Here is a 21,264-nt window from a genome sequence, read left to right on the forward strand (position 1 = left end):
GTCGCGCACGCACGCGTACATACCCAAACAATCCCCCGGATTTTGACCGTCTGCCCAACAGACGCCGCATTCGCAGCTTCAAGGGTAGTACGCGAACCGCTACGGTCGATTCGTGAAGGCGGCACGTCCTCACCAGTCCGGTGCGGAACCGCCGGAAACGTTGACTCGTGCGCCGTGAGCAGCCAAGGTTCCGCCAACGAAGAACGTTTCCGTAAGCGCGTAGCTCGATCCTCGTGACAGTCTCTGCTCGTGGCAGGCTCAAGGTATCGCGTGGCCGTTCGGACGGTACGAGAGACGATCGAGGCAGATGGAGACGTTTGGGCAATGAATGCGGTCTGGTCCGACCATGATCGAAAGTCTATCGACCTTGGGGACGAACCGCCCATCCGTACGATTGACACCCGCCGTGCGCCGCCCGACCGCCGCGCCATCTCCCTGCGTTGGCTGACGAGCACGGTTCTCGCAGCTCTTGCCTCCAGCTGCCTGATGGCTGGCGCTCTTTACGCCGCTCTCGACGGCCGGCCGGCCGTGGCCGCCATCCCCTCGCTCGAACCCGAGACGGCAGCGCGTCCGGGACAATTCGGCGGCCTTGTTCTCAAGGCCGATTTTCCCGACGACGATCAGGAAGACACCGGATCGCGCCGGGTGATGCGGCTCAGCACGGTGACGCGCGACGGCGAGCGCGACATCATCCGCATGCGCCCCTTTGCCCGGGTCACGACACCGCTGATCACCGACGCCGATGACATCGTCGCCGACATTCCCTCCTTCGATCCGCTTCGTATCTTCGCCGAAGCCAACGCGACGACGCCGGAGAAATCCGTCAGCGATTCCTTCTATGGCGCCGACGTGGAAGGCGAGATGGCGGTCAAGGTCGTGGATTTCCCGGTCAACGACACGACCATGGTGGCCTACGCGCCCCTCTCCGACGTCGAGACGGAAGCCCTTGTCCACGACCAGGCCGAGTTCCTGACCGGAGCGGACGTCAAGGTCGCCTCGCTGCCGACGACGACATCGTCGCGTTTCGACGACAGCTTCGCGATCCGCAACTCCTTCGAGCAGCTCGGCGTGCGGATCATCCCCGAGAATGTCTCCTTCGTCGCCAAGAGCGGCGATCAGGTCTCCGACAGCTTCGACGACCGCGAGGAAAAGATCGTCACGGTCGGCAAGGGCGATACGCTCCAGGGACTGCTGATCGACAACGAGGCGACGGACGACGAGGCGCTGGAGATCAACAGCGCGTTCCGCAATCGCTTTGCCATTCCAGGTGTCGCACCGGGCGAAAAGCTGCGCATTGCCCTCGCCCCGGCCAATGACGAGACCAACCGCTACCACCCCGTCTCCGTCTCGATCTACCGCGACGGACAGCACCTGGCCACGGTCGCCCTTTCCGACGAACTGGCCTATGTGCCGGCGCAGGAACCGGCAGGCGGTCTCTCCCTTTCCAGCACCGGGCTCGGCGAGAGCGACGTCAACACGCCGCGCCCGCGTCTTTATCGCAGCCTCTACCAGACGGCGCTCGACAACGACATGTCGCCCCGCCTGATCGACGACCTCATCCACGTCATCTCCTATGACGTCGATTTCAACGCGCGCGTCAGCCGAGGTGATTCGATCGATCTGTTCTATTCGCTGGCCGACGACGGCACGGAAACCGCCGACTCCTCGGAGCTTCTCTACGTCTCGATCACGCTCGGCGGGCAGCGGCATCGCTACTATCGCTTCCGCAGCTCCACCGACGGCACCGTCGACTACTACGACGAGGACGGGCGCAACGCGAAGAAGTTCCTGATGCGCAAGCCGATGTCCGTCGGCACCTTCCGCCGGGGCTTCGGCATGCAGCGCCATCCGCTGCTCGGCTACATGAAGATGCACACCGGCGTCGACTGGGCCGCGCCGCGCGGCACGCCGATCATGGCGTCAGGCGACGCCACCGTGGTCAAGGACGGCTGGGTCAACGGCTATGGCAACTACATCGAACTGCGCCACGCCAACGGCTATTCGACCGCCTACGGTCACATGAGCGCCTTCGTGAAGGGCATGCACAAGGGCATGAAGGTCAAGCAGGGCCAGGTGATCGGCTATGTCGGCTCGACCGGCCTTTCGACCGGCCCCCATCTCCACTTCGAGATCCTGGTCAACGACCGCCAAGTCGACCCGATGCGCATCCGCCTGCCCGAGGGCAAGTCGCTCGCCGGCAACGAACTCGACACCTTCGAGGACGAACGGGCCCGCATCGACGCATTGCTGAGCGGCGGCACGCCGCCATCCAATCTGGCGGCCAACGACGTCAAGGCATCCGGCGGCTAAGCGCCAGCCGCCGTTCTCCGGTCAAATCCATCGTACGGACTTGCGCGACGACAGGTCCACAGTCGGACGGAACAGGTCGAAGCGTCGGCCAACCGGACGATGCTCTGGATTGAGTCGCTGTGATCGAAGGCCGGGAAAACCCGAAGCGCGACCGAGATTTTGAAGCAGACGCCTGTGCCGCCGGCAACGCGGGGATCGGCAACGCCGGGCGCGAAATGCTAGGCCCTGAGCGGCAGCCCGGCGCGGGCATTCATAGCCCGGCGATGGCCTTGGCGAAATCCTCCGCCTTGAAGGGCTCCAGATCGTCGATCCCCTCGCCAACGCCGATGAAATGCACCGGCAGCTTGAACTTCGCCGAAATCGCCACGAGGATGCCGCCGCGTGCGGTGCCATCAAGCTTGGTCATGGCAAGGCCGGTGACGCCGGCTGTCCGGCCGAAAACCTCCACCTGGTTGAGCGCGTTCTGGCCCGTGGTGGCATCGAGGACGAGCAGCGAGGCGTGCGGGGCGCTCGGGTCGACCTTGCGGATGACGCGGATGACCTTTTCAAGCTCCGCCATCAGTTCGGCCTTGTTCTGAAGCCGGCCGGCGGTATCGACGAGCAACACGTCGACATTCTGCTCCTGCGCTGCCTTCAGCGCATCGAAGGCAAGGCCTGCCGCATCCGAACCGACATCGCGGGCGATGACCGGCGTGCCCGTCCGCTCGCCCCAGACCTTCAGCTGCTCGATGGCCGCCGCGCGGAAGGTGTCGCCCGCCGCCATCATGACGGACTTGCCCTCGGCCCGGAACTTGGCCGCCAGCTTGCCGATCGTCGTCGTCTTGCCGGACCCGTTGACGCCGACGACAAGCAGCACGAAGGGCTTCTTCGACGTGTCGATCGTCAGCGGCTCGGCAACGGGGCCGAGCACCTTGGTGACTTCCGAGGCAAGGATCGTCTTCACCTCTTCCGGTGCGATGTCCTTGCCGTAGCGTCCCTTGGCCAGCGCCTCGGTGATGGCCATCGCCGTCGCAACGCCAAGGTCAGCCTGGATGAGGACATTCTCCAGCTCTTCCAGCGTCTCGTCATCGAGCTTGCGCTTGGTGAAGATCGAGGTGATTCCCTCGCCAATCGCCGACGAGGACCGGAGCAATCCCGTCCTGAGGCGCTGGAACCAGGAGAGTTTCTTGCCGGGCTCCGGCGCGACGGGGGCCACTTCGGCCGGCACGGGCGCCGATTCGACCAAGGGCGGTTCGACCGGAGTTTCGGCAGCAGCGGCAGGCATCTCCTCAGGCGCGTCTTCCGCCATAGGCACAGCTGCCGGCGGCATCATCTCGATGACCGGCTCGGGGACTGGCCGAGAGGTCGGCGCCTCAGGAGCCTTCGCTTCCAGCTCCTTCTCGGCGGCAGGCGCTGGCGGAGGCGCCTTTCGCTCCTCTTCGGGAAGAACCTGAGGCTCGGGATCGGCTTCCGGCTTGGCCACCATGAAGTCGGCGACCTTGCTGAAAAAGCCGGATTTCTTCTGCTCGCTCATGCCATCTCCCGAGGACGACGGTCGGCGTCAGGCGCACGGTTCTCCGTGCGCGCCCGCCCCGCCTCCGATTTTTCTATCTGCCGAACCCGCTGATCGCAAACGCGTCTCATGCGGCAAGAGCCACCGCGCGCAACGACCGCTCCGTATGCCCCGTGATTCGCGCCGGCACGATATCGCCGACGGCACCGCCATCGATCTCGACCAGCGTGAAATGCTCCGATCGGCCGAGACCGTCGCGCTCCACGAGCACGCGGCGCTCCCGTCCGACCTCGGCGGAGAAATGACGCATCAAGGCCGTCTCCCCGGCTTCGCGCAGGCGCGCGGCACGGTCCTTCACCAGTGCCTTGTCGAGCTGCGGCATGCGCGCGGCCGGCGTGCCGGGGCGCGGCGAATAGGGAAAGACATGCAGGTGCGTCAGGCCGCAGTCGTCGACGATCTTCAGCGAGTTGGCGAAGGCGTCCTCGGTCTCGGTCGGAAAGCCGGCAATGATGTCCGCCCCGAAAACAACATCCGGGCGCAGCCGCCGCACTTCGTCGGTGAAGGCAATCGTGTCGGCGCGAAGGTGGCGGCGCTTCATCCGCTTCAGGATGAGATCGTCGCCCGACTGCAGCGACAGATGGAAATGCGGCATCAGCCGCTCTTCCTCGGCGATCGCCGCCATGAACTCCGGATCGACCTCGATGGAATCGATGGAGGAGATCCTGAGCCGCTCCAGATCCGGCACATTCTTCAGCACCTGACGGATGAGGCGTCCGAGCTTCGGCGCACCGGGCAGATCCTGTCCCCAGCTCGTGAGGTCGACGCCGGTCAGCACCACCTCGCGATAGCCATTCTCAACGATTCGCCGGATCTGATCGACCGCATCGCCCATCGGCACGGAGCGGGAGTTGCCCCGGCCATAGGGGATGATACAGAAGGTGCAGCGGTGATCGCAGCCGTTCTGCACCTGGACGAAGGCGCGCGTGCGCCCCTCGATGCCCTCGATGAGATGGCCCGCCGTGTCGGTCACGCTCATGATGTCGTTGACGCGCACCTTTTCCAATCCGCCGATGCCGAAGTCGGCGCCGGCCGGCGCGGTGTCGCGGTAGGCGGCCTCGCCCAGTTTTTCCATGTTGCCGATGACGAGGTCGACCTCGCCCATGGCGGCGAACATGTCGGGATCGGTCTGGGCGGCGCAGCCGGAGACGATGATGCGCGCCTCCGGGTTTTCGCGCCGCGCGCGCCGGATCGCCTGCCGCGCCTGACGCACGGCCTCGCCCGTTACGGCGCAGGTATTGACCAGCACCGCGTTATCGAGCCCGGCAGCCTTTGCCTTTTCCTTCATGACCTCCGATTCTACCGTGTTGAGCCGGCAGCCGAAGGTGATGACGTCGATCGTCATGTCAGATGCAATTCCCGCCGCGACATGCGCGGCTGTTCCGAAAGTGGTCGGGATTTTCCGGGTAGAGCATAATGCGTTCAAGCGAACACGCGTGAACGGGAACATTGTGCTCCAGACTCAGGAATATAGAGCGGCCCGGAAGGCGCTCATATGTATCCTGTGGCCGAACGCCGCTCTATATGGCGGAATTGGGCGGAAATTGCCAGAGAAGATGCGAATCGGGATTTACGCCGCAGCAGTATCTTCGAACGTCTCCGCCGGCAGCTCGCCGATATGTTCGAGCTCCGCCGGTCCCGTCATCAGGATCTGGTCGTCGTCGCGCCACTCGATGAAGAGATCGCCGCCCGGCAGGGAGACAAGCACCTTGCGGCCGGTCCGCTTCGTGCGCGCCGCCGACACCGCGACCGCGCAGGCCGCCGAGCCGCAGGCCTTCGTCAGCCCTGCGCCGCGCTCCCACACCTTCACGCGGATATGGTCGGGCGAGAGCACCTGCGCCAGCGAGATATTTGCCCGCTCCGGGAAGATCGGATGGTTTTCCAAAAGCGGCCCGAAGCGGGCAAGGTCATAGGCCTCGACGTCGTCGACCCAGAAGATCGCGTGCGGATTGCCGATATTGGCGACCGACGGCGAATGCAGGATCGGCGCATCGATCGGCCCGATCTGCAATTCGATATAGCGCGTGTCGTGGAAAGGTTCGGCGAGCGGAATGTCCTGCCAGCCGAACTTCGGCTTGCCCATGCCGACGGTGAACTGGCCATCGTCGGTCTTGCGCACCGGCAGCAGGCCCGCGCGCGTCTCCAGCACCAGCCGATCCTTCGCGCCTTCCTCAAAAAGCCGCATGGCAACGCAGCGTGTGCCATTGCCGCAGGCCTCCGATTCCGAACCGTCGATATTGAAGATCGTCATCGCGGCATCGCTGCCGGGCGTCCTGGCCGGATAGAGCACCATGAGCTGGTCGAAATGCGCGCCGGGCGTTGCCGCGATCGCGCGCGCGGCCTCAGGGGACACCTTGAGGTCCGAATCGCGGAGATCCAGAACGACGATTTCATTGCCGATGCCATTCATCTTGGCGAAGGGAATGCCGGTCACGACCTGTCTTTCATTGCTCTGTGCGCGCTGCCGGAAGAACGGCTGCACGTTGCTGCATTCATGTCGGATTTTTGGGGCAAAGCGCAAGTGTTGACGGAAGAGCCTCTTCATTGTCATTCCCGCGAAAGCGGGAACCCATTGGCGGCTCGGAACGAAAAGGCCTGAAGTCTTCTGATCCTTCGCGTCCCCAATGCCCACTAGAAAGAGAATGCGTGGAGTGGGTTCCCGCTTTCGCGGGAATAACGGTGGAGAGGGTGAATGGACAACCAAACAGCCGCAACTTCCACGATCACGCGCGCCTTGAAGCTCGGCATCACGATGCTCGGCTTATTTTCGGTCCGATGCCGGCCTGCTTCCATAGCGCAGCGGATTTTCCCGAAAACCGGTTCCCACTTTTCGGTCCGATGCTCTAAGGTCCGCCGGCAGCTCATCGAGAAACCGGCTCCAAGCGTGACGAATCCCCTGCTCTCCCTTTATCGCCGCGATCTGGCGCTCGCCGTCAGGATCGGCGGCAGTGCCCTCATGGGCGTTCTCTTCTTTCTCATCGTCGTTACCGTCTTTCCCTTCGCCGTCGGCCCGGACCTCAATCTTCTCTCCCGCCTTGGTCCGGCGATCCTTTGGATCGGCGCGCTGTTGGCAACGCTTCTCGGCCTCGACCGTCTTTTCGAGGCCGACCGCGAGGACGGCACGCTGGACCTCATCGTCATGTCCGGACAGCCGCTGGAACTGGTGGTTCTCGTCAAATGCCTCGCGCACTGGACGTCGACCGGCCTGCCGCTCGTCATCGCAACCCCCTTCTTCGCCCTCTTCCTTGCCATGGAGCCGGCGGCCATCGGCGCGACCATGCTGACGCTGCTGGTCGGAACGCCGGCTCTCACCCTCCTCGGCGCCATCGGCGCGGGCCTCACCGTCAGCCTCAGGCGCGGCGGCCTGCTGCTCGCCGTCCTGATCCTGCCCTTCACGATCCCCGTCATGATCTTCGGCGTTTCCGCCGCCAACGCCGCGACGGTTGCCCCCTCGCCCTTCATGACGCCGTTCCTGCTGCTCTGCGCCATCACGCTGGCAACGCTCGTGCTCGCTCCTCTCGCGGCGGCCGCTGCCCTCAAGAGCGGCCTCGACTGACCCTGTCATCGCGAAGTCTGACGAATCCGGCAGGGTCCAGCGTCCGGAACGGATCGTTTGCGCCTTGATTCTGCCGAATTTTGCATGTTATGGGTCTAATAATGCAAGAACAGGCACCATAAACAGGCACAAACATGCAAGCTGTCGATATCGCACCAGCCATCGCGCTGCTCCCCGACGAACGCCAACGCCTGATCGGCGAGGCGCTCGACCGCGACGGCAAGGTGCTGGCCACCGATCTGGCGCGGTTCCTCAACACCTCCGAGGACACCATCCGCCGCGACCTGCGCGAGATGGCGAAGGCAGGCCTCTGCCGCCGCGTCTACGGCGGTGCGCTTCCCGTTTCGCCCGCTTCCGGCACCATTGCGGAGCGATCCGGCAGGAACGTGCAGGAAAAGGAGCGCCTTGCGAAGGCCGCCGCCGGCCTCGTGCGGGCCAACCAGACGATCTTCATCGATGCGGGTTCCACCAACGCCGCCATCGCCCGGGCCCTGCCCGAAGGGATGTCGCTCACGGTCGCGACCAACGCGCCGATGATTGCCGCATCCCTTGCCGGGCGGGAGGGTATCGGCGTCATCATGATCGGCGGGCGGGTCGACCCGCACAGCGGCGCCTGCCTCGGTTCCGCGGCCATGCGGGAAGCCGAGCGCATCCGGCCCGACCTGTGCTTTCTCGGCACCTGCGCCGTCGACACGATCGAGGGCGTCACCACCTTCGATTTCGACGAGGCCGAATTCAAGCGCCTGCTCGCCGCGCGCAGCCGCAGGGTCGTGGCCGTCGCCACCCGGGAAAAGCTGCACACCGGCGCACCGCACAAGGTGATGGAGGCCGCCGACCTCGGCATCCTCGTCGCCGACGGTCCTGCGGACGATCTCGACGCCTACCGCACGCTCGGCATCACCGTCGTGACGCCCAACGCCTGATCCAACGGACAATCATCATGACCCTGCCGGACTCCTCCGCCATGACCGCTCCGCGTTTCCTCACCCCGCGCACCGCCACGGTGGCGATGTTCTTCGCCAACGGCTTTGGCATTGGCAACTGGGCCGTGAGCCTGCCGCTGATCAAGGACGCCGCCGGGCTTGACGCGGCCCGCTTCAGCCTCGTGCTTCTCGGTCTTGCAGTCGGCGCGGTCGTCTCCATGCCGCTCTCGGGCTTGCTGCTGCCAAGGCTCGGCGGCAGCGGACGGGCGACAGGCGCCGCCGCAATTGCCTTTTCCCTGCTGCTCGCCCTGCCGACGTTGCTCGCCAGCCTGCCCACCCTCGTTGCCAACACGCTGGTCCTCGGCGCGGCGAGCGGCCTGATGGATGTGTCGATGAACGCCCATGCGAGCACCATCGAGCGCCGCCACGGACGGCCGATCATGTCGTCCTTCCATGCCGCCTTCAGCGCGGGCGGTCTGGTCGGCGCGCTTTTCGGGGGCGCCTATCTCGGCGTCGGCCTGCCGTCGCCGCTGCTCTTGCCGGTCGCGGCAATCGTCTGTCTTTTCCTGGTCCTGGCGACCAAGCGCCATCTCGGCGAGGGCGAGCCCCCGCGGGAAGCGGACGCCGCCCGGCCCCGCTTCCGCATCAACCGCGCCATCCTCGGGCTCGGCCTTCTTGCCTTCGTCTTCATGGTGGTGGAGGGCGCCATGGCCGACTGGTCGGCGGTCTTTCTGACCACCATCCACGAAGCAAGCCCTGCCGAGGCGGCAATGGGCTTCGCGGCCTTCTCGATCACCATGCTTGCCGGCCGCCTGACCGGCGACTGGACGCTCGCCGTCTTCGGCACGGTGAAGGTGCTGGTGATCGGCAGCCTCGCCGTCGCTGGCGGGCTCGCGCTCGCCGCCGCCTCGCCGGATGCACTCGCCGCCGGCATCGGCTTCGCGCTCGTCGGCATCGGCGCCGCCAACATGGTCCCCGTCGCCTTCAGCCTTGCCGGCAAGGCTGGCCCGGCGCCGGAAATCGGCATCTCGGCGGTCGCCACTCTCGGCTATGGCGGCTTCCTGGCCGGACCTCCGATGATCGGCTGGATAGCCGCCCATTTTTCCCTGCCCGACGCATTCTGGCTCCTGGCCGGCGCGGCCGCTCTGATGGGCGTTGCCAACCTTGCCGCCCGCACACGAGCGTGAAGCGCGGTTTGCCGGCCCTGCGAGGCGAAACGTCTCGTTGCGGTCGGGCCGCAACGCGGGTAAAACCGCCCCATGCTGAAATGGTTCTCCGACCTTGCCAACCCGACCCGCTTTCTGGGCTTTGCCGGAAAGGCCATCCCGGTCCTGACGGTGATCACGCTCGTGCTCTTCGCGATCGGGCTCTATGGCTCGCTCGTCCTCGCCCCGCCGGACTACCAGCAGGGCGAGACGGTCAAGATCATGTTCATCCACGTGCCCGCCGCGTGGCTGTCGATGTTCACCTACGGCCTGATGACGGTCTCGGCCCTCGGCACCCTCGTCTGGCGCCATCCGCTGGCCGATGTCTCGGCGAGGGCGGCCGCCCCGCTCGGCGCCGGCTTCACCTTCATCGCCCTCGTCACCGGCTCGCTCTGGGGTAAGCCGATGTGGGGCACTTGGTGGATCTGGGACGCGCGCCTCACCTCCGTGCTGATTCTCTTCATCATGTATCTCGGCCTGATCGCGCTCTGGCGCACCATCGAGGAACCGGCCCGCGCCGCGCGCATCGTCGCGATCCTGATCCTCGTCGGCTCGGTCAATATCCCGATCATCAAGTTCTCGGTCGACTGGTGGAACACGCTGCACCAGCCCGCCAGCGTCTTCCGCATGGGCGGGCCGACCATCGACGCCTCGATGCTCTGGCCGCTGCTGGTGATGGCGCTCGCCTTCACCTTCCTGCTCCTGACGCTGCACATGATGGCGATGCGCAATGAGATCCTGCGCCGCCGCGTGCGCGCCCTCGGCCTCGTCGCCGCCAGCGGAGGCGTCGCCTGATGTCGATCGATCTCGGCAACCACGCCGGCTTCATCCTCGGCTCCTACATCGTGACGATCCTCGTCATCGCGGCGATGATCGCCTGGGTGATCCTCGATCACAGGGCCCAGAGCCGACGCCTGAAGCAGCTTGAGGAGCGCGGCGCCCGCCGCCGCTCCGAACGGCAGGCACCGGCGGGAACCGCAAAGCCGCTCGCCTCGCGGCAGGAGACCGGCGCATGAGCGGCCCGGAGACCGCAGGCGAAAGCGCGAAGAAATCCGGCGGCATCAAGTGGATCGCCTTCCTGCCGCTGCTGATCTTCCTCGGCCTTGCAGGCTTCTTCCTGAAGCAGCTTTTTTCCGGCGATCCGTCGGAACTGCCCTCCGTGCTGATCGGCAAGGAGGTGCCGAAGTTCGAGCTTCCCGCCGTCGCGGGGCTGGCAAGCAATGGCCAGCCGACACCGGGCCTGTCTTCGAGCGAACTGGAGACGGCGAAATACGGCGACGTCGTACTGCTGAATGTCTGGGCGTCCTGGTGCGTGCCCTGCCGCGACGAGCACCCGCTGCTGATGGAGCTTGCCAAGCAGCCGGGCTTCACCCTCGTCGGCATAAACTACAAGGACAAGCCGCAGAACGCGGCCGATTTCCTCAACGGCCTCGGCAACCCCTTCAAGGCGGTCGGCTCGGACGAAAGCGGGCGCACGGGCATCGACTTCGGCGTCTACGGCGTGCCGGAGACCTTCGTCATCGATGGCACCGGCCACATCCGCTACAAATACATCGGTCCGCTCAGTCCCGAGGGCATCCGCGACCGCCTGCTGCCGGAAATCGAAAAGGCCAGGACGCCCGAAAAAGCCGGGACGTCCTGATCCGATCGCACGCCGCTCTCATCCGGGCGCTCGCCAGCCCCCCTCAGGCCTGCCCGTAGATGGCTTGTTCTGCCGCCCCGAGCGCCCGCATCGCGTCGGCCATTCGGTCGGGCGTATCCGCGAGCTTGTAGCCCTGGTCCAGCAGCCTCGTCGTATGGATCTTGTTGTAGATGAACGCCCAGATGATCGAGACGACGAACCAGCCGATGCCGAGCCCGACGACACCGGCGAGGATGCCGACCGCGATCATGCCAAGGCCGATGCCCGTATCGCCCCTGAGAAGGGCCGGGATGCCGCCGAAGAAGAAACTGGTCCAGCTGAAGCCGTAATAGCCGGTCTTCTGCACGCCGGAGGTCGGATTCACGAGATTGATTGCGGTTGCCATGTTGCCCCTACCGTAACTTATGATTGCATCAAACGAGAGTCGCAACTTCTTGTCAACGGCAGAGATGGGTCTGCCCGGCCCCATCGAATGACAGGGTAAACGGCCGCCCCGCAGCTTCCCCGTGCCATGACGACAAATGGCTCCGTGTGTGCCAAGGTCGGTCAACGCCGGCGGCAAGAACCGGGACCGATCCGCCTCACCTCAGCCGGAATGAAGCCGCGACGCCCATGACCGACCTCGTGACGCCAAGCTTTGAGACCCGCATTCCCGAAGGCGACGAGCGCGCCCGCGACGTCTGCACCCGCTGCGGCTTCATCGCCTATGAAAACCCGAAGATCGTGGTTGGCTCGGTGGTGCGCGCGGGCGACAAGGTGCTGCTCTGCCGGCGCGCCATCGACCCGCAGTCGGGCTTCTGGACCCTGCCGGCCGGCTTCATGGAGTTGAACGAGACGCCGGAACAGGGTGCGGCCCGCGAGGCCTATGAGGAGGCCCGCGCGTCCATCGAGATCCACGACCTTCTGGCGATCTACACGATCCCGCGCATTTCGCAGGTCCAGCTCATCTATCGGGCAACGCTGAAGGGCGGCTTTGCGCCGGGCCCGGAAAGCCTGGAGGTCGACCTCTTTTCACCCGACGACATCCCGCGCGACCGCATCGCCTTTCCCTCCGTGCATTGGGCACTGGATCAGGAGGCACGGTGGCGGAGGGGTGAAGCGGTTGGGCCGTTTATGAATCCTGTGGAGGGGTTGTGAGACGAATCAAACAACTATTTGTCCGATCGTTTACTTTGGCTCCTGACAATCTCCAAAATAGCGATCACGACTGGCTCTAGCAGTAAGAAATGCTTCGAGGCCCGGATATGGGTTAGAGCTTACCCGTTCCTCAATTGAATACTCGACCACGACTTCATGCCAGGAAAGGTCCAAATGTGGGCCTGACAAGACCGATAGTCGCCCCTCCCGCAATCCAAAATTCGAAATAACGTTTGCCCGAATTTGATCGCAAATTAGGTTGGCCGATCGCGTCAGCTCCAATACCAAATCCTCGACAAGATCGACATGATGATTATATTCTCTTAGTAATTTATTGTATAACTCCTCATCCCATCTATCTATCTTATAGAATTTTTTCGTAGTAAGCTCAAAATCGTCGTCCGCATGCGAAGTACGATGCTTATTGAAAACCCTCAATAAATCATTCAAAACAAATGCGAAATTCTTAAATGCCTGCTCCAAAGATAAATAACGACCAGGCCACACGCGTTTCATAATCCACCTAGGCTCAGGACCCATTAATTTGCATTGATGCGTGATATGTGATTCAGGGTGGCAAAGGAGTTTGCCATGCCTGATTTGTTTCTGCTCTCGCCTTCCCAGATGTCGAAGATCGAGCCATTCTTTCCGAAGTCGCACGGGGTGCCTCGTGTGGATGATCGCCGGATTGTGTCGGGCATCATCTATGTGCTGAAGCATGGCCTCCAATGGAAAGATGCCCCAAAGGGGTATGGCCCTCACAAGACGCTCTACAACCGCTTTCGCCGCTGGACCGAATTGGGCGTGTTCGATAGGATTTTCAGTCACTTGGCAGCGAGTGGCGGCGCTCCGGACACGCTGATGATCGACGCGACGCATCTGAAGGCTCACCGGACAGCGTCAAGCCTTTTAAAAGGGGGCTTCTTCCCCGCCACATTGGCCGCACAAAGGGTGGACTGAACACCAAACTGCATGCTGTGTGCGATGGCGAAGGCCGACCGCTCGCGATGTGCCTGACGGCGGGACAGGTTTCTGATCACGTCGGGGCCAAGATCCTCTATCCGGTCCTGCCTGAGGGCGGCAGTGCGACAATGATTGCCGACAAGGGATACGATTCCGACGAGTATCGCGCCGCGCTCCAAGCCAAAGGCATCGCGTCCTGCATACCGCCGCGCAAGGGCCGAAAGGCACCTGCCGAATTCTGCAAAACCCAATACAAACAACGCCATAAGATCGAGAACATGTTCGGGCGCCTGAAAGACTGGCGGCGCATTGCTACCCGTTACGACCGCCGCGCTGACGTCTTCATGGCAGCAATTACAATCGCAGCCATCGTCACTTGGTGGATTCAATGAGTCCTGAGCCTAGCTAATTTAACCAGATCGTCAAATTTTGCCGTCTCGATAGACGGCTCACCAAAAGAAAGCAATGGAGATGTCCAATTAGTCCACTCCTTCAAATGACAAAGAGAGGACCATTCATCGATATAATCAGCATAAATAATATCATCCCTCACCTTGATATTATCATAATCTGGCAAAAACTCCCGAACCCAAGACTCGTGCTGATTTTTAATTTCGTGCAGACGGTCAACAGTCCAAGTAATATACTGATCATCAATTTCTTTATGATGATTCTTGCATAATAGAATAAGATTCGAATACCGATTTCTATCATCTAATTTAAGAGGGGATATGCCCCGTGGACCATCTTCACTTTCAGCTACAATGTGCGCCATATCTCCAATCAATGCTGGATCATCAACTTCTGTATCATCTAGAACGAGGTGTTTTCGGCAAGTCGGCAAAGAACATCTCGCCGCGGCTCGACCCCACAACATTTTTGCAGCTTTTGCGGAAATTGACATCGTCATCCCCCTCCTAACCCAGTTACATCAACGGGCAATAGAATACCCGCTCAAGAGCCAGTTCCTGCCCATTCTCCAGGTCGGCCGTCAGATGCGTCGCTGCGAAGATCAGCCTGCCGCCGCCACCTGGGCGTGCATACGTTCGACGAGCCGCGCTGCCGAGGCATCGCCGAGCGCCGATGTTGGCTCGTCCATGCGCCAAACCGACGCCGTGACGGCTAGTTGCCCAAACCAGCCGAATGAAAAGCGCCGTCTATTGAAATGCTGCCCGTGGCGCCCAAGCCCAGCAGTAGCCCAGACACTCACACCTCTTCCGCAAACGCCTTCACGAGCCCCTCGAACTCCTCCTCCGAGGGAAAGCGCTCGTAGCTGTAGCAGGCGGGCGTTTCCACCCACGGCAGCTTTTCCGCCGTCTGCGTTTCGATGAAGGGTAAGGTCCACCTTGGATCGTCGAGCAGCGTCGGCCGCACGTTGACGAAGGCGTCGATGCCGGAAATCCGCGTGAACATCCACGTCTTGCAGTCCGGGCAGAAATAATGGTCGAGCTGCGCACCTCCTGCGCCGCCCTTCACCGGCTCGCCCGATGTGACGCGGAATGCCGGCGCCGGGATCAGCGCCGTCAGCGAGTAGGCGCTGGCACTCATTGTCTGGCAGCCGCGACAGTGACAGGCCGCCGTCAGGAGCGGCGGCGCGCTGATCTCGATGCCGACGTGCCCGCATCGGCATGTCCCCAAAAGCGGACGGTCAAGGTCTGCCATCGGTGAGTTTCTCCATTGGTCGGGAAAGCCCGCAATGCACGAAAGGCCGCGACGGCGGCCGGCGGTGCCATCGTCTAGCCCAGTTCTTCCAGCGGGTCATAGACCACCCGCTCCAGCGCCAGTTCCTGCGCGTTCTCCAGGTCGATCGCCAGATGCGTCGCGGCAAGGATCAGACCGCCGCCCGTAACATGCGCCCGCATCAGGTCGACAAGCCGCGCCTCCGAGGCCTTGTCGAGCGCCGAGGTCGGCTCGTCCATGAGCCAGACCGGACGGGCGGCAACGAGCAGGCGCGCGATGGAAAGTCGGCGCCGCTGGCCGGCTGAGAGCAGCATCGACGGCAGGTCGGCAAGATGGAGAAGATCCACCGCCTCCAGCGCGTCGTCGATGGAGAGAAGCGGATGCCCCCGCCCCTCGCCGGTACGCGGCTCTCCCAAAAAACTCTGCCAGAAGGCGAGGTTTTCGGTCACCGTCAGCGCCGTCTTGATCGCATCGCGGTGGCCGAGATAGTGGCAACCCTCGCCGACGTCGGTGCCCGCAAGCTTGTCGCCGCTAAGATCGAGCGAAAGCTGTCCGGCCTCAATGGAGGTCAGCCCGGCAATGGCGCGCAGCAGCGTCGACTTGCCGACCCCGTTGGGCCCGGTGATGAATAGCGCCGCGCCTTCGCGGCCCTTCGGCGCCAGGCGGACGTTCACGCCATGCAGCACCCGCCGCCCGCCGCGCAGCACGCAAATGCCGTCGAGGACGAGGCCTTCAGGATCGGACGAATGCGGCTCGGCGGATGGGGTCATGGCAGGCAACGCGGCGGTCTCGGAGTTGAAGTCGGTTGACGGCTTCCCACTAAGCGGAAATTCGCCGTCCTGCCAAGGGTGGGTAGGACACAAGCCTATCCTCAAGGTCATGGTCCGCTTCAGGCGGACCATCCACGAAGGCCACGCGCATCCGTTTCGTGGATGGTCTGCCTGCGCAGACCATGACGGCGTGAGCCTCTCCGTGGCCGAAGTCCTGTCTCTGCCTCTCCATCGTCATCCCCGCGAAAGCGGGGACCCAATCATCAATCGGCAGCGAACATCGCCTCGGGTCACGGCAGGCAGTGCCTCCCGCCGGAGCACTGTGACGCGAAAAGGCCTATGGGTCCCCGCTTTCGCGGGGATGACGACGGAGAGGGAGAAGGACAACAGGAAGAGCGGCAGGATCGCGAAGGAAGGGGAAGTTGAGGCGGCAATAACACCCACGCACCCACCCTTGACCTGACGAACGGACGCCCGATTTGTTGAATGGGCTCAAAAAAATGACCCGCCGGTCGCAATAGCCCATTCGGCCTGCTGGCGCTGCACTGCGAAATTTCCTATAAGCGCGAGGATGACCCGCCGGCCTCGCGTTGCCGGAACGGCAGGCGGGCTCGTCCCATCATCGGTCCAAACACCGACGCCGGGGAGACGCAGACGACCGGGCCCCGAGGTTTCAAGCCCCTCGCCCGGAAACCGGACACGCGCAAAGAAGCCGATCAAAGGCTCGCGACGCGTCCGATAGCCGCCTTCCCGCCGCCAACCTGAGGAAGATCCCGCCGTGACGAAGTCCCTCGACAGCTTCAAATGCCGCAAGGAACTGACAGTAGGTGACAAGACCTACACCTACTTCAGCCTGCCCGATGCCGAGGCGAACGGCCTTGCCGGCATCTCCCGGCTGCCCTTCTCGCTGAAGGTGCTCCTGGAAAACCTCCTGCGCTTCGAGGACGGCCGCACCGTCAAGGCCGAGGACATCAAGGCCGTCGCCGGCTGGCTGGAGAACAAGGGCAAGACCGACGCGGAGATTGCCTACCGCCCGGCCCGCGTGCTGATGCAGGACTTCACCGGCGTGCCCGCGGTCGTCGACCTCGCCGCGATGCGCGACGGCATGGCGACGCTTGGCGGCGACCTTGAGAAGATCAACCCGCTCGTCCCGGTGGATCTGGTCATCGACCACTCGGTGGTGGTGGACTATTTCGGCACCGCCTCGGCGCTGGCGCAGAACGTGTCGCGCGAATACGAGCAGAACGGCGAGCGCTACAACTTCCTGAAATGGGGCCAGAACGCCTTCGACAATTTCCGCGTCGTCCCGCCCGGCACCGGCATCTGCCATCAGGTCAATCTTGAGTATCTCGCCCAGACGGTCTGGACCAAGGACGAGGACGGCGTCACCTACGCCTATCCCGACACCTGTGTCGGCACCGACAGCCACACGACGATGGTCAACGGCCTCGCCGTTCTCGGCTGGGGCGTCGGCGGCATCGAGGCCGAGGCCGCCATGCTCGGCCAGCCGGTTTCCATGCTCGTGCCCGAGGTCATCGGCTTCCGCCTCGACGGCAAGCTGAACGAGGGCGTCACCGCCACCGACCTGGTGCTCACCGTCACCCAGATGCTGCGCAAGAAGGGCGTCGTCGGCAAGTTCGTCGAGTTCTTCGGCCCCGGCCTTGAGAGCCTGTCCCTCGCCGACCGCGCGACAATCGCCAACATGGGCCCCGAATACGGCGCCACCTGCGGCTTCTTCCCCGTCGACGCCGAGACGATCCGGTATCTGAACTTCTCCGGCCGCGCCGACGACCGCATCGCCCTCGTGGAGGCCTATTCCAAGGCCCAGGACATGTTCCGCACCCACGAAACGCCCGATCCGGTCTTCACCGACACGCTGGAGCTCGAGCTGTCCACCGTCGTGCCTTCGATGGCCGGTCCGAAGCGTCCGGAAGGCCGCCAGTCGCTCACCGACATCAAGGCCGGTTTCGCCGCCGCCATGGAGACCGAGTACAAGAAGGCCGCCGACATCGCGAACCGCTATCCCGTCGAGGGGAAGAACTTCGACATCGGCCACGGCGACGTCGTGATCGCCGCGATCACCTCCTGCACCAACACGTCGAACCCGTCCGTGCTGATCGCGGCGGGCCTCCTCGCCCGCAATGCGCTCGCCAAGGGCCTCAAGACCAAGCCCTGGGTGAAGACCTCGCTGGCGCCCGGATCGCAGGTCGTCGCCGAGTATCTGGAAAAGGCCGATCTGCAGAAGGACCTCGACGCGCTCGGCTTCAACCTCGTCGGCTTCGGCTGCACCACCTGCATCGGCAACTCCGGCCCGCTGCCGGAGGAGATCTCCAAGGCGATCAACGACAACGGCGTCGTCGCCACGGCCGTTCTGTCCGGTAACCGCAACTTCGAGGGCCGCGTCTCTCCGGACGTGCAGGCGAACTATCTCGCCTCGCCGCCGCTCGTCGTCGCCTACGCGCTCGCCGGCAGCGTCCAGAAGGATCTGTCGACCGAGCCGCTCGGCATCGGGTCCGACGGTCAGCCGGTCTATCTCAAGGACGTCTGGCCGACCAACAAGGACGTCGCCGATTTCGTGCACACCTACATCACCGGCGAGATGTACCGCGCCAAATACGCAGACGTCTTCAAGGGCGACGAGCAGTGGCAGGCGGTCGAGGCCGGCTCAGGCCAGACCTATGGCTGGCAGCCGGGTTCGACCTATGTCCGCAACCCGCCCTATTTCGACGGCATCACGATGCAGCCGGATGCCGTGACGGATATCGTCGGCGCGCGCATCCTCGGCCTCTTCGGCGACAAGATCACCACCGACCACATCTCCCCGGCAGGCAGCATCAAGGCGGCGAGCCCCGCGGGTGAATACCTCACCTCGCACCAGGTCCGTCCGGCCGACTTCAACCAGTACGGCACGCGGCGCGGCAACCATGAAATCATGATGCGCGGCACCTTCGCCAACATCCGCATCAAGAACACCATGGTGAAGGACGAGAAGGGCAACCAGGTCGAGGGCGGCTGGACCATCCACCAGCCCTCCGGCGAGAAGATGTATATCTACGACGCCGCCATGCGCTACGCCAAGGAAGAGGTGCCGCTGGTGGTCTTCGCCGGCGTCGAATACGGCAACGGCTCCTCGCGCGACTGGGCGGCCAAGGGCACCAAGCTGCTCGGCGTCAAGGCGGTGATCGCGCAGTCCTTCGAGCGCATCCACCGCTCCAACCTCGTCGGCATGGGCATCCTGCCACTCACCTTCGAGGAGGGCACCTCCTGGACGAGCCTCGGCATGACCGGCAAGGAAAGCGTCACGATCAAGGGCATCGAGGAGGTCAAGCCGCGCCAGATGATGGAAGCGGAGATCACCTTCGAGGACGGAACCGTCAGGACCGTGCCCCTGCTCTGCCGCATCGATACGCTGGACGAGCTCGACTACTACAAGAACGGCGGCATCCTGCACTACGTGCTGCGCCAGCTCGCAGCCTGATCGATCCCGGCCGGAAGGGCCGCCGGAGACCGGCGGCCCCGAAGCGGACGAGGAGCGGACTGGCACCGCTCCACTCCATCACGATCGCAAAAAGAAACGGCCCCGGTTTCCCGGGGCCGTTTTTTTGTCTGATGCCTTGGGAGGCCAGGATCAGGCGTGCGGTGCCTCGCCGCCCGTCATGAAGGGCAGGACGTCGAGGAAGCCGTGATAGGTCATGTCCGCCGCCACGTAGACGATGATGGCAAGACCCACGTAGGCGATCCAGCGATAGCGGTTGAGCAGGCCCGCAATGAAGTTGGCGGCAATGCCCATCAGCGCGATGGAGACGACGAGACCGATCATCATGACGACCGGATGGTCCTTGGCGGCGCCGACGATGGCCAGAACGTTGTCGAGCGACATCGACACGTCCGCGACCACGATCTGCCAGGCGGCCTGCAGGAATGTCTTCTCCTGATGGCCGCTGCCATGGGCGCCTTCGCCATCTTCCCCGCTTCCGCGCAGTTCCTGCCACATCTTCCAGCAGACGTAGAACAGCAGCGCTCCGCCGAGGAGAAGAATACCGGTGATGTTGACGAGATAGGCGCCGACGCCGGCGAAGGCGAGACGCATCACCGTTGCCGCGGCGATGCCGAAAAGGATGGCCTTCTTGCGCTGTTCGGCCGGGAGGCCGGCGGCTGCGAGGCCGATAACGACCGCGTTGTCGCCCGACAACACGATATTGATCATGATGACAGTCATCAGTGCTGTCAGCGCTTCCGGCGCCAGCAGCTGGGCGATCATTCCCTCCATGCGAATGCTCCTCTCGATGTGTTCATGGGAGAAGCGGCCGGCGGAAATTCCACTGGTCCCCCAGATCAGCCCCGCGTCGCCGCCAATTGATGGCGCATCGATACGCAGATCCGATGGGCAAAACCAGTTCGGCGGGCCACTCCCGATTTTCTTTTTCAGTCCGACATCGCGGTTCAAGGAACCGCCAGAGGGGCCCGGCCTGATGACTGGTATTTATCATGCCAACGAAATCTCGGCAAGGAGCCGCGTGAATCGAGGATGCGGCTTTGAAGAATAATCAGAGCAGAAATGGTCGTTCGCGCCCCATTCCAAGATGCATCGCACCATCATGGAGTGCATCGCAGCATAACTGGCCCTTGGAACGCCGATCTCCCGGAAGGTAGCTTTTGAACGCCCGCGACGCGGAGAAATAAATGCCGCCGAAAATCGTTAAACTTGCGGAATCAAAGAATTTTTGCCTCTACAGTGAAGATCTATTGCCATTATGCCAAAGCCAAACGATACTGCAAAAAAACATAATTGTTGGGAGGGATAACAGCTTTGAAAGCGACGCGATCACCGCGACGAATGGTCGACCAGAAGCAGGCCGTTCAGCCGACGTTGCGAAATTTCGCCTACGAGGCGATTCGAAACACCATTGCGCAGATGGATTTTTATTCGACGCCGGACGCCATCCGGCTTGATGAGCGGGAACTGGCCGAACAGCTCGGCGTCAGCCGCACGCCGATCCGCGAGGCCCTCTGCGTCCTGGCTCGCGAGGGGCTCGTCCAGTCGGTCGCCCGCAGCGGCTTCTTCGTCATGAAGAAATCGCGCGACGAGATTGTGGAAATGATCTGTGCCTGGGCGAGTCTTGAATCCATGGCGGCAAGACTTGCGACCGAGCGGGCAACGGACGAGGAACTGTCCTCGCTCAAAGGGCTGTTCGAGGACGCCGACAACGCCGACGAGGGTGCCGACGAGGTCTATTCGGACGCCAATTTCCGCTTTCACCAGGAAATTCTTCGCCTCGGCGGCAACACGATCATCGATGGTCTGACGAGCGGGTTGCTGGTGCACATGAAGGCCATCCGGCGGGCGGCGCTCAAGCAGGAGCTGCGTGCCGAACGGTCCAGATCCGAGCACTCGGAGATCATTCACGCCCTCAAGGCGCGTGATGCGGATCTGGCCGGCGTCCTCGTGCGCAATCATGCGCTGGGCCTGGCCACCCACGTGCGCGAACACGGGTTGTCCAGAGGCTGAAGAACAAGACGGTGGCGCGC

General features: G+C 63.4%; 19 protein-coding genes. 11 read left to right on the top strand and 8 right to left on the bottom strand.

Annotated elements, in window-relative coordinates:
• Positions 1–324: 324 nt before the first annotated feature.
• Positions 325–2,310: a M23 family metallopeptidase gene (locus HDIA_RS20765; RefSeq protein WP_099557886.1), complete on the top strand. Its 1,986-nt coding sequence runs from the start codon at positions 325–327 to the stop codon at positions 2,308–2,310.
• Positions 2,311–2,560: 250 nt separating this feature from the next.
• Here the strand turns inward: HDIA_RS20765 and ftsY are convergent, their stop codons facing one another.
• The 3 genes from ftsY to dapF form a co-directional block, all read right to left on the bottom strand.
• A complete protein-coding gene (gene ftsY, locus HDIA_RS20770) occupies positions 2,561–3,823 on the bottom strand; it encodes a signal recognition particle-docking protein FtsY (protein WP_099557887.1) in 1,263 nt (420 codons plus the stop codon).
• Positions 3,824–3,929: 106 nt separating this feature from the next.
• Positions 3,930–5,204 carry a tRNA (N(6)-L-threonylcarbamoyladenosine(37)-C(2))-methylthiotransferase MtaB gene (gene mtaB / locus HDIA_RS20775; RefSeq protein WP_099557888.1) on the bottom strand — a complete coding sequence of 425 codons (1,275 nt, stop codon included), beginning with the start codon at positions 5,202–5,204 and terminating at the stop codon, positions 3,930–3,932.
• Between the two features lie 225 nt (positions 5,205–5,429).
• Positions 5,430–6,269 (bottom strand): diaminopimelate epimerase, encoded by an 840-nt coding sequence (gene dapF, locus HDIA_RS20780; protein ID WP_099559065.1) that lies wholly within the window; start codon positions 6,267–6,269, stop codon positions 5,430–5,432.
• Positions 6,270–6,743: 474 nt separating this feature from the next.
• On the opposite strand from dapF, the gene ccmB reads away from it, so the two are divergent.
• The 6 genes from ccmB to HDIA_RS20810 all read left to right on the top strand — a co-directional run bounded on the left by ccmB (position 6,744) and on the right by HDIA_RS20810 (position 11,185).
• Positions 6,744–7,415, top strand: a complete 672-nt coding sequence (gene ccmB / locus HDIA_RS20785; RefSeq protein ID WP_425432909.1) for a heme exporter protein CcmB — start codon at positions 6,744–6,746, stop codon at positions 7,413–7,415.
• Positions 7,416–7,549: 134 nt separating this feature from the next.
• Complete coding sequence (locus HDIA_RS20790; RefSeq protein ID WP_099557889.1) at positions 7,550–8,338, top strand: DeoR/GlpR family DNA-binding transcription regulator; 789 nt, start codon at positions 7,550–7,552, stop codon at positions 8,336–8,338.
• 17 nt (positions 8,339–8,355) lie between these two features.
• Positions 8,356–9,525: an MFS transporter gene (locus HDIA_RS20795; protein WP_099557890.1), complete on the top strand. Its 1,170-nt coding sequence runs from the start codon at positions 8,356–8,358 to the stop codon at positions 9,523–9,525.
• A gap of 72 nt (positions 9,526–9,597) precedes the next feature.
• Positions 9,598–10,338 (top strand): heme ABC transporter permease, encoded by a 741-nt coding sequence (locus tag HDIA_RS20800; protein WP_099557891.1) that lies wholly within the window; start codon positions 9,598–9,600, stop codon positions 10,336–10,338.
• Entirely contained in the window at positions 10,338–10,559 is a 222-nt protein-coding gene (ccmD, locus tag HDIA_RS20805) for a heme exporter protein CcmD (protein ID WP_099557892.1), read from the top strand. Before HDIA_RS20800 ends, ccmD begins: the two co-directional genes overlap by 1 nt.
• Positions 10,556–11,185, top strand: coding sequence for a DsbE family thiol:disulfide interchange protein (locus tag HDIA_RS20810; protein ID WP_099557893.1), 630 nt, complete (start codon positions 10,556–10,558; stop codon positions 11,183–11,185). Before ccmD ends, HDIA_RS20810 begins: the two co-directional genes overlap by 4 nt.
• 43 nt (positions 11,186–11,228) lie before the next feature.
• Here HDIA_RS20810 and HDIA_RS20815 read toward each other — a convergent pair whose 3' ends face one another.
• Positions 11,229–11,570, bottom strand: a complete 342-nt coding sequence (locus HDIA_RS20815) for a hypothetical protein (RefSeq protein ID WP_099557894.1) — start codon at positions 11,568–11,570, stop codon at positions 11,229–11,231.
• A gap of 227 nt (positions 11,571–11,797) precedes the next feature.
• Here HDIA_RS20815 and HDIA_RS20820 point away from each other — a divergent pair, with 227 nt between their 5' ends.
• Positions 11,798–12,322 carry an NUDIX hydrolase gene (locus tag HDIA_RS20820; RefSeq protein WP_099557895.1) on the top strand — a complete coding sequence of 175 codons (525 nt, stop codon included), beginning with the start codon at positions 11,798–11,800 and terminating at the stop codon, positions 12,320–12,322.
• A 591-nt stretch (positions 12,323–12,913) separates the two neighbouring features.
• Positions 12,914–13,677 (top strand): IS5 family transposase gene (locus HDIA_RS20825; protein ID WP_099555767.1). Its coding sequence is split into 2 segments (ribosomal slippage): positions 12,914–13,232 and positions 13,232–13,677, totalling 765 coding nucleotides; the frame shifts between segments, so codons are not numbered across the junction.
• On the opposite strand, the gene HDIA_RS20830 is transcribed toward HDIA_RS20825, so the two are convergent.
• The 3 genes from HDIA_RS20830 to ccmA form a co-directional block, all read right to left on the bottom strand.
• Positions 13,671–14,189, bottom strand: a complete 519-nt coding sequence (locus HDIA_RS20830) for an HNH endonuclease (protein ID WP_157775761.1) — start codon at positions 14,187–14,189, stop codon at positions 13,671–13,673. The two genes, HDIA_RS20825 and HDIA_RS20830, sit on opposite strands and share 7 nt — an antisense overlap.
• A gap of 302 nt (positions 14,190–14,491) precedes the next feature.
• The gene (locus tag HDIA_RS20835) at positions 14,492–14,947 is read right to left on the bottom strand and encodes a GFA family protein (RefSeq protein ID WP_099557897.1); all 456 of its coding nucleotides are present in this window, start codon (positions 14,945–14,947) and stop codon (positions 14,492–14,494) included.
• 74 nt (positions 14,948–15,021) lie between these two features.
• Positions 15,022–15,735 (bottom strand): heme ABC exporter ATP-binding protein CcmA, encoded by a 714-nt coding sequence (gene ccmA, locus HDIA_RS20840; RefSeq protein ID WP_099557898.1) that lies wholly within the window; start codon positions 15,733–15,735, stop codon positions 15,022–15,024.
• 778 nt (positions 15,736–16,513) lie between these two features.
• Here ccmA and acnA point away from each other — a divergent pair.
• On the top strand, positions 16,514–19,213 hold the full coding sequence (gene acnA, locus HDIA_RS20845) for an aconitate hydratase AcnA (protein ID WP_099557899.1): 2,700 nt from the start codon (positions 16,514–16,516) through the stop codon (positions 19,211–19,213).
• Positions 19,214–19,363: 150 nt separating this feature from the next.
• Here the strand turns inward: acnA and HDIA_RS20850 are convergent, their stop codons facing one another.
• Positions 19,364–20,005, bottom strand: coding sequence for a TerC family protein (locus tag HDIA_RS20850; RefSeq protein WP_099557900.1), 642 nt, complete (start codon positions 20,003–20,005; stop codon positions 19,364–19,366).
• A gap of 567 nt (positions 20,006–20,572) precedes the next feature.
• Here HDIA_RS20850 and HDIA_RS20855 point away from each other — a divergent pair.
• Positions 20,573–21,244, top strand: a complete 672-nt coding sequence (locus HDIA_RS20855) for a GntR family transcriptional regulator (RefSeq protein WP_099557901.1) — start codon at positions 20,573–20,575, stop codon at positions 21,242–21,244.
• Positions 21,245–21,264 lie beyond the last annotated feature (20 nt).

The sequence above is a fragment of the Hartmannibacter diazotrophicus genome (assembly GCF_900231165.1).
GTDB classification, from domain to species: Bacteria; Pseudomonadota; Alphaproteobacteria; order Rhizobiales; family Pleomorphomonadaceae; genus Hartmannibacter; species Hartmannibacter diazotrophicus.

Coding starts and splice junctions, on each gene's coding strand:
- HDIA_RS20790 (WP_099557889.1), top strand. CDS start 7,550: ATGCAAGCTGTCGATATCGCACCAGCCATCGCGCTGCTCCCCGACGAA.
- dapF (WP_099559065.1), bottom strand. CDS start 6,269: ATGAATGGCATCGGCAATGAAATCGTCGTTCTGGATCTCCGCGATTCG.
- HDIA_RS20810 (WP_099557893.1), top strand. CDS start 10,556: ATGAGCGGCCCGGAGACCGCAGGCGAAAGCGCGAAGAAATCCGGCGGC.
- HDIA_RS20815 (WP_099557894.1), bottom strand. CDS start 11,570: ATGGCAACCGCAATCAATCTCGTGAATCCGACCTCCGGCGTGCAGAAG.
- ccmD (WP_099557892.1), top strand. CDS start 10,338: ATGTCGATCGATCTCGGCAACCACGCCGGCTTCATCCTCGGCTCCTAC.
- HDIA_RS20820 (WP_099557895.1), top strand. CDS start 11,798: ATGACCGACCTCGTGACGCCAAGCTTTGAGACCCGCATTCCCGAAGGC.
- mtaB (WP_099557888.1), bottom strand. CDS start 5,204: ATGACGATCGACGTCATCACCTTCGGCTGCCGGCTCAACACGGTAGAA.
- HDIA_RS20830 (WP_157775761.1), bottom strand. CDS start 14,189: ATGTCAATTTCCGCAAAAGCTGCAAAAATGTTGTGGGGTCGAGCCGCG.
- ccmA (WP_099557898.1), bottom strand. CDS start 15,735: ATGACCCCATCCGCCGAGCCGCATTCGTCCGATCCTGAAGGCCTCGTC.
- HDIA_RS20765 (WP_099557886.1), top strand. CDS start 325: ATGAATGCGGTCTGGTCCGACCATGATCGAAAGTCTATCGACCTTGGG.
- HDIA_RS20835 (WP_099557897.1), bottom strand. CDS start 14,947: ATGGCAGACCTTGACCGTCCGCTTTTGGGGACATGCCGATGCGGGCAC.
- ftsY (WP_099557887.1), bottom strand. CDS start 3,823: ATGAGCGAGCAGAAGAAATCCGGCTTTTTCAGCAAGGTCGCCGACTTC.
- HDIA_RS20855 (WP_099557901.1), top strand. CDS start 20,573: ATGGTCGACCAGAAGCAGGCCGTTCAGCCGACGTTGCGAAATTTCGCC.
- HDIA_RS20795 (WP_099557890.1), top strand. CDS start 8,356: ATGACCCTGCCGGACTCCTCCGCCATGACCGCTCCGCGTTTCCTCACC.
- HDIA_RS20850 (WP_099557900.1), bottom strand. CDS start 20,005: ATGGAGGGAATGATCGCCCAGCTGCTGGCGCCGGAAGCGCTGACAGCA.
- HDIA_RS20800 (WP_099557891.1), top strand. CDS start 9,598: ATGCTGAAATGGTTCTCCGACCTTGCCAACCCGACCCGCTTTCTGGGC.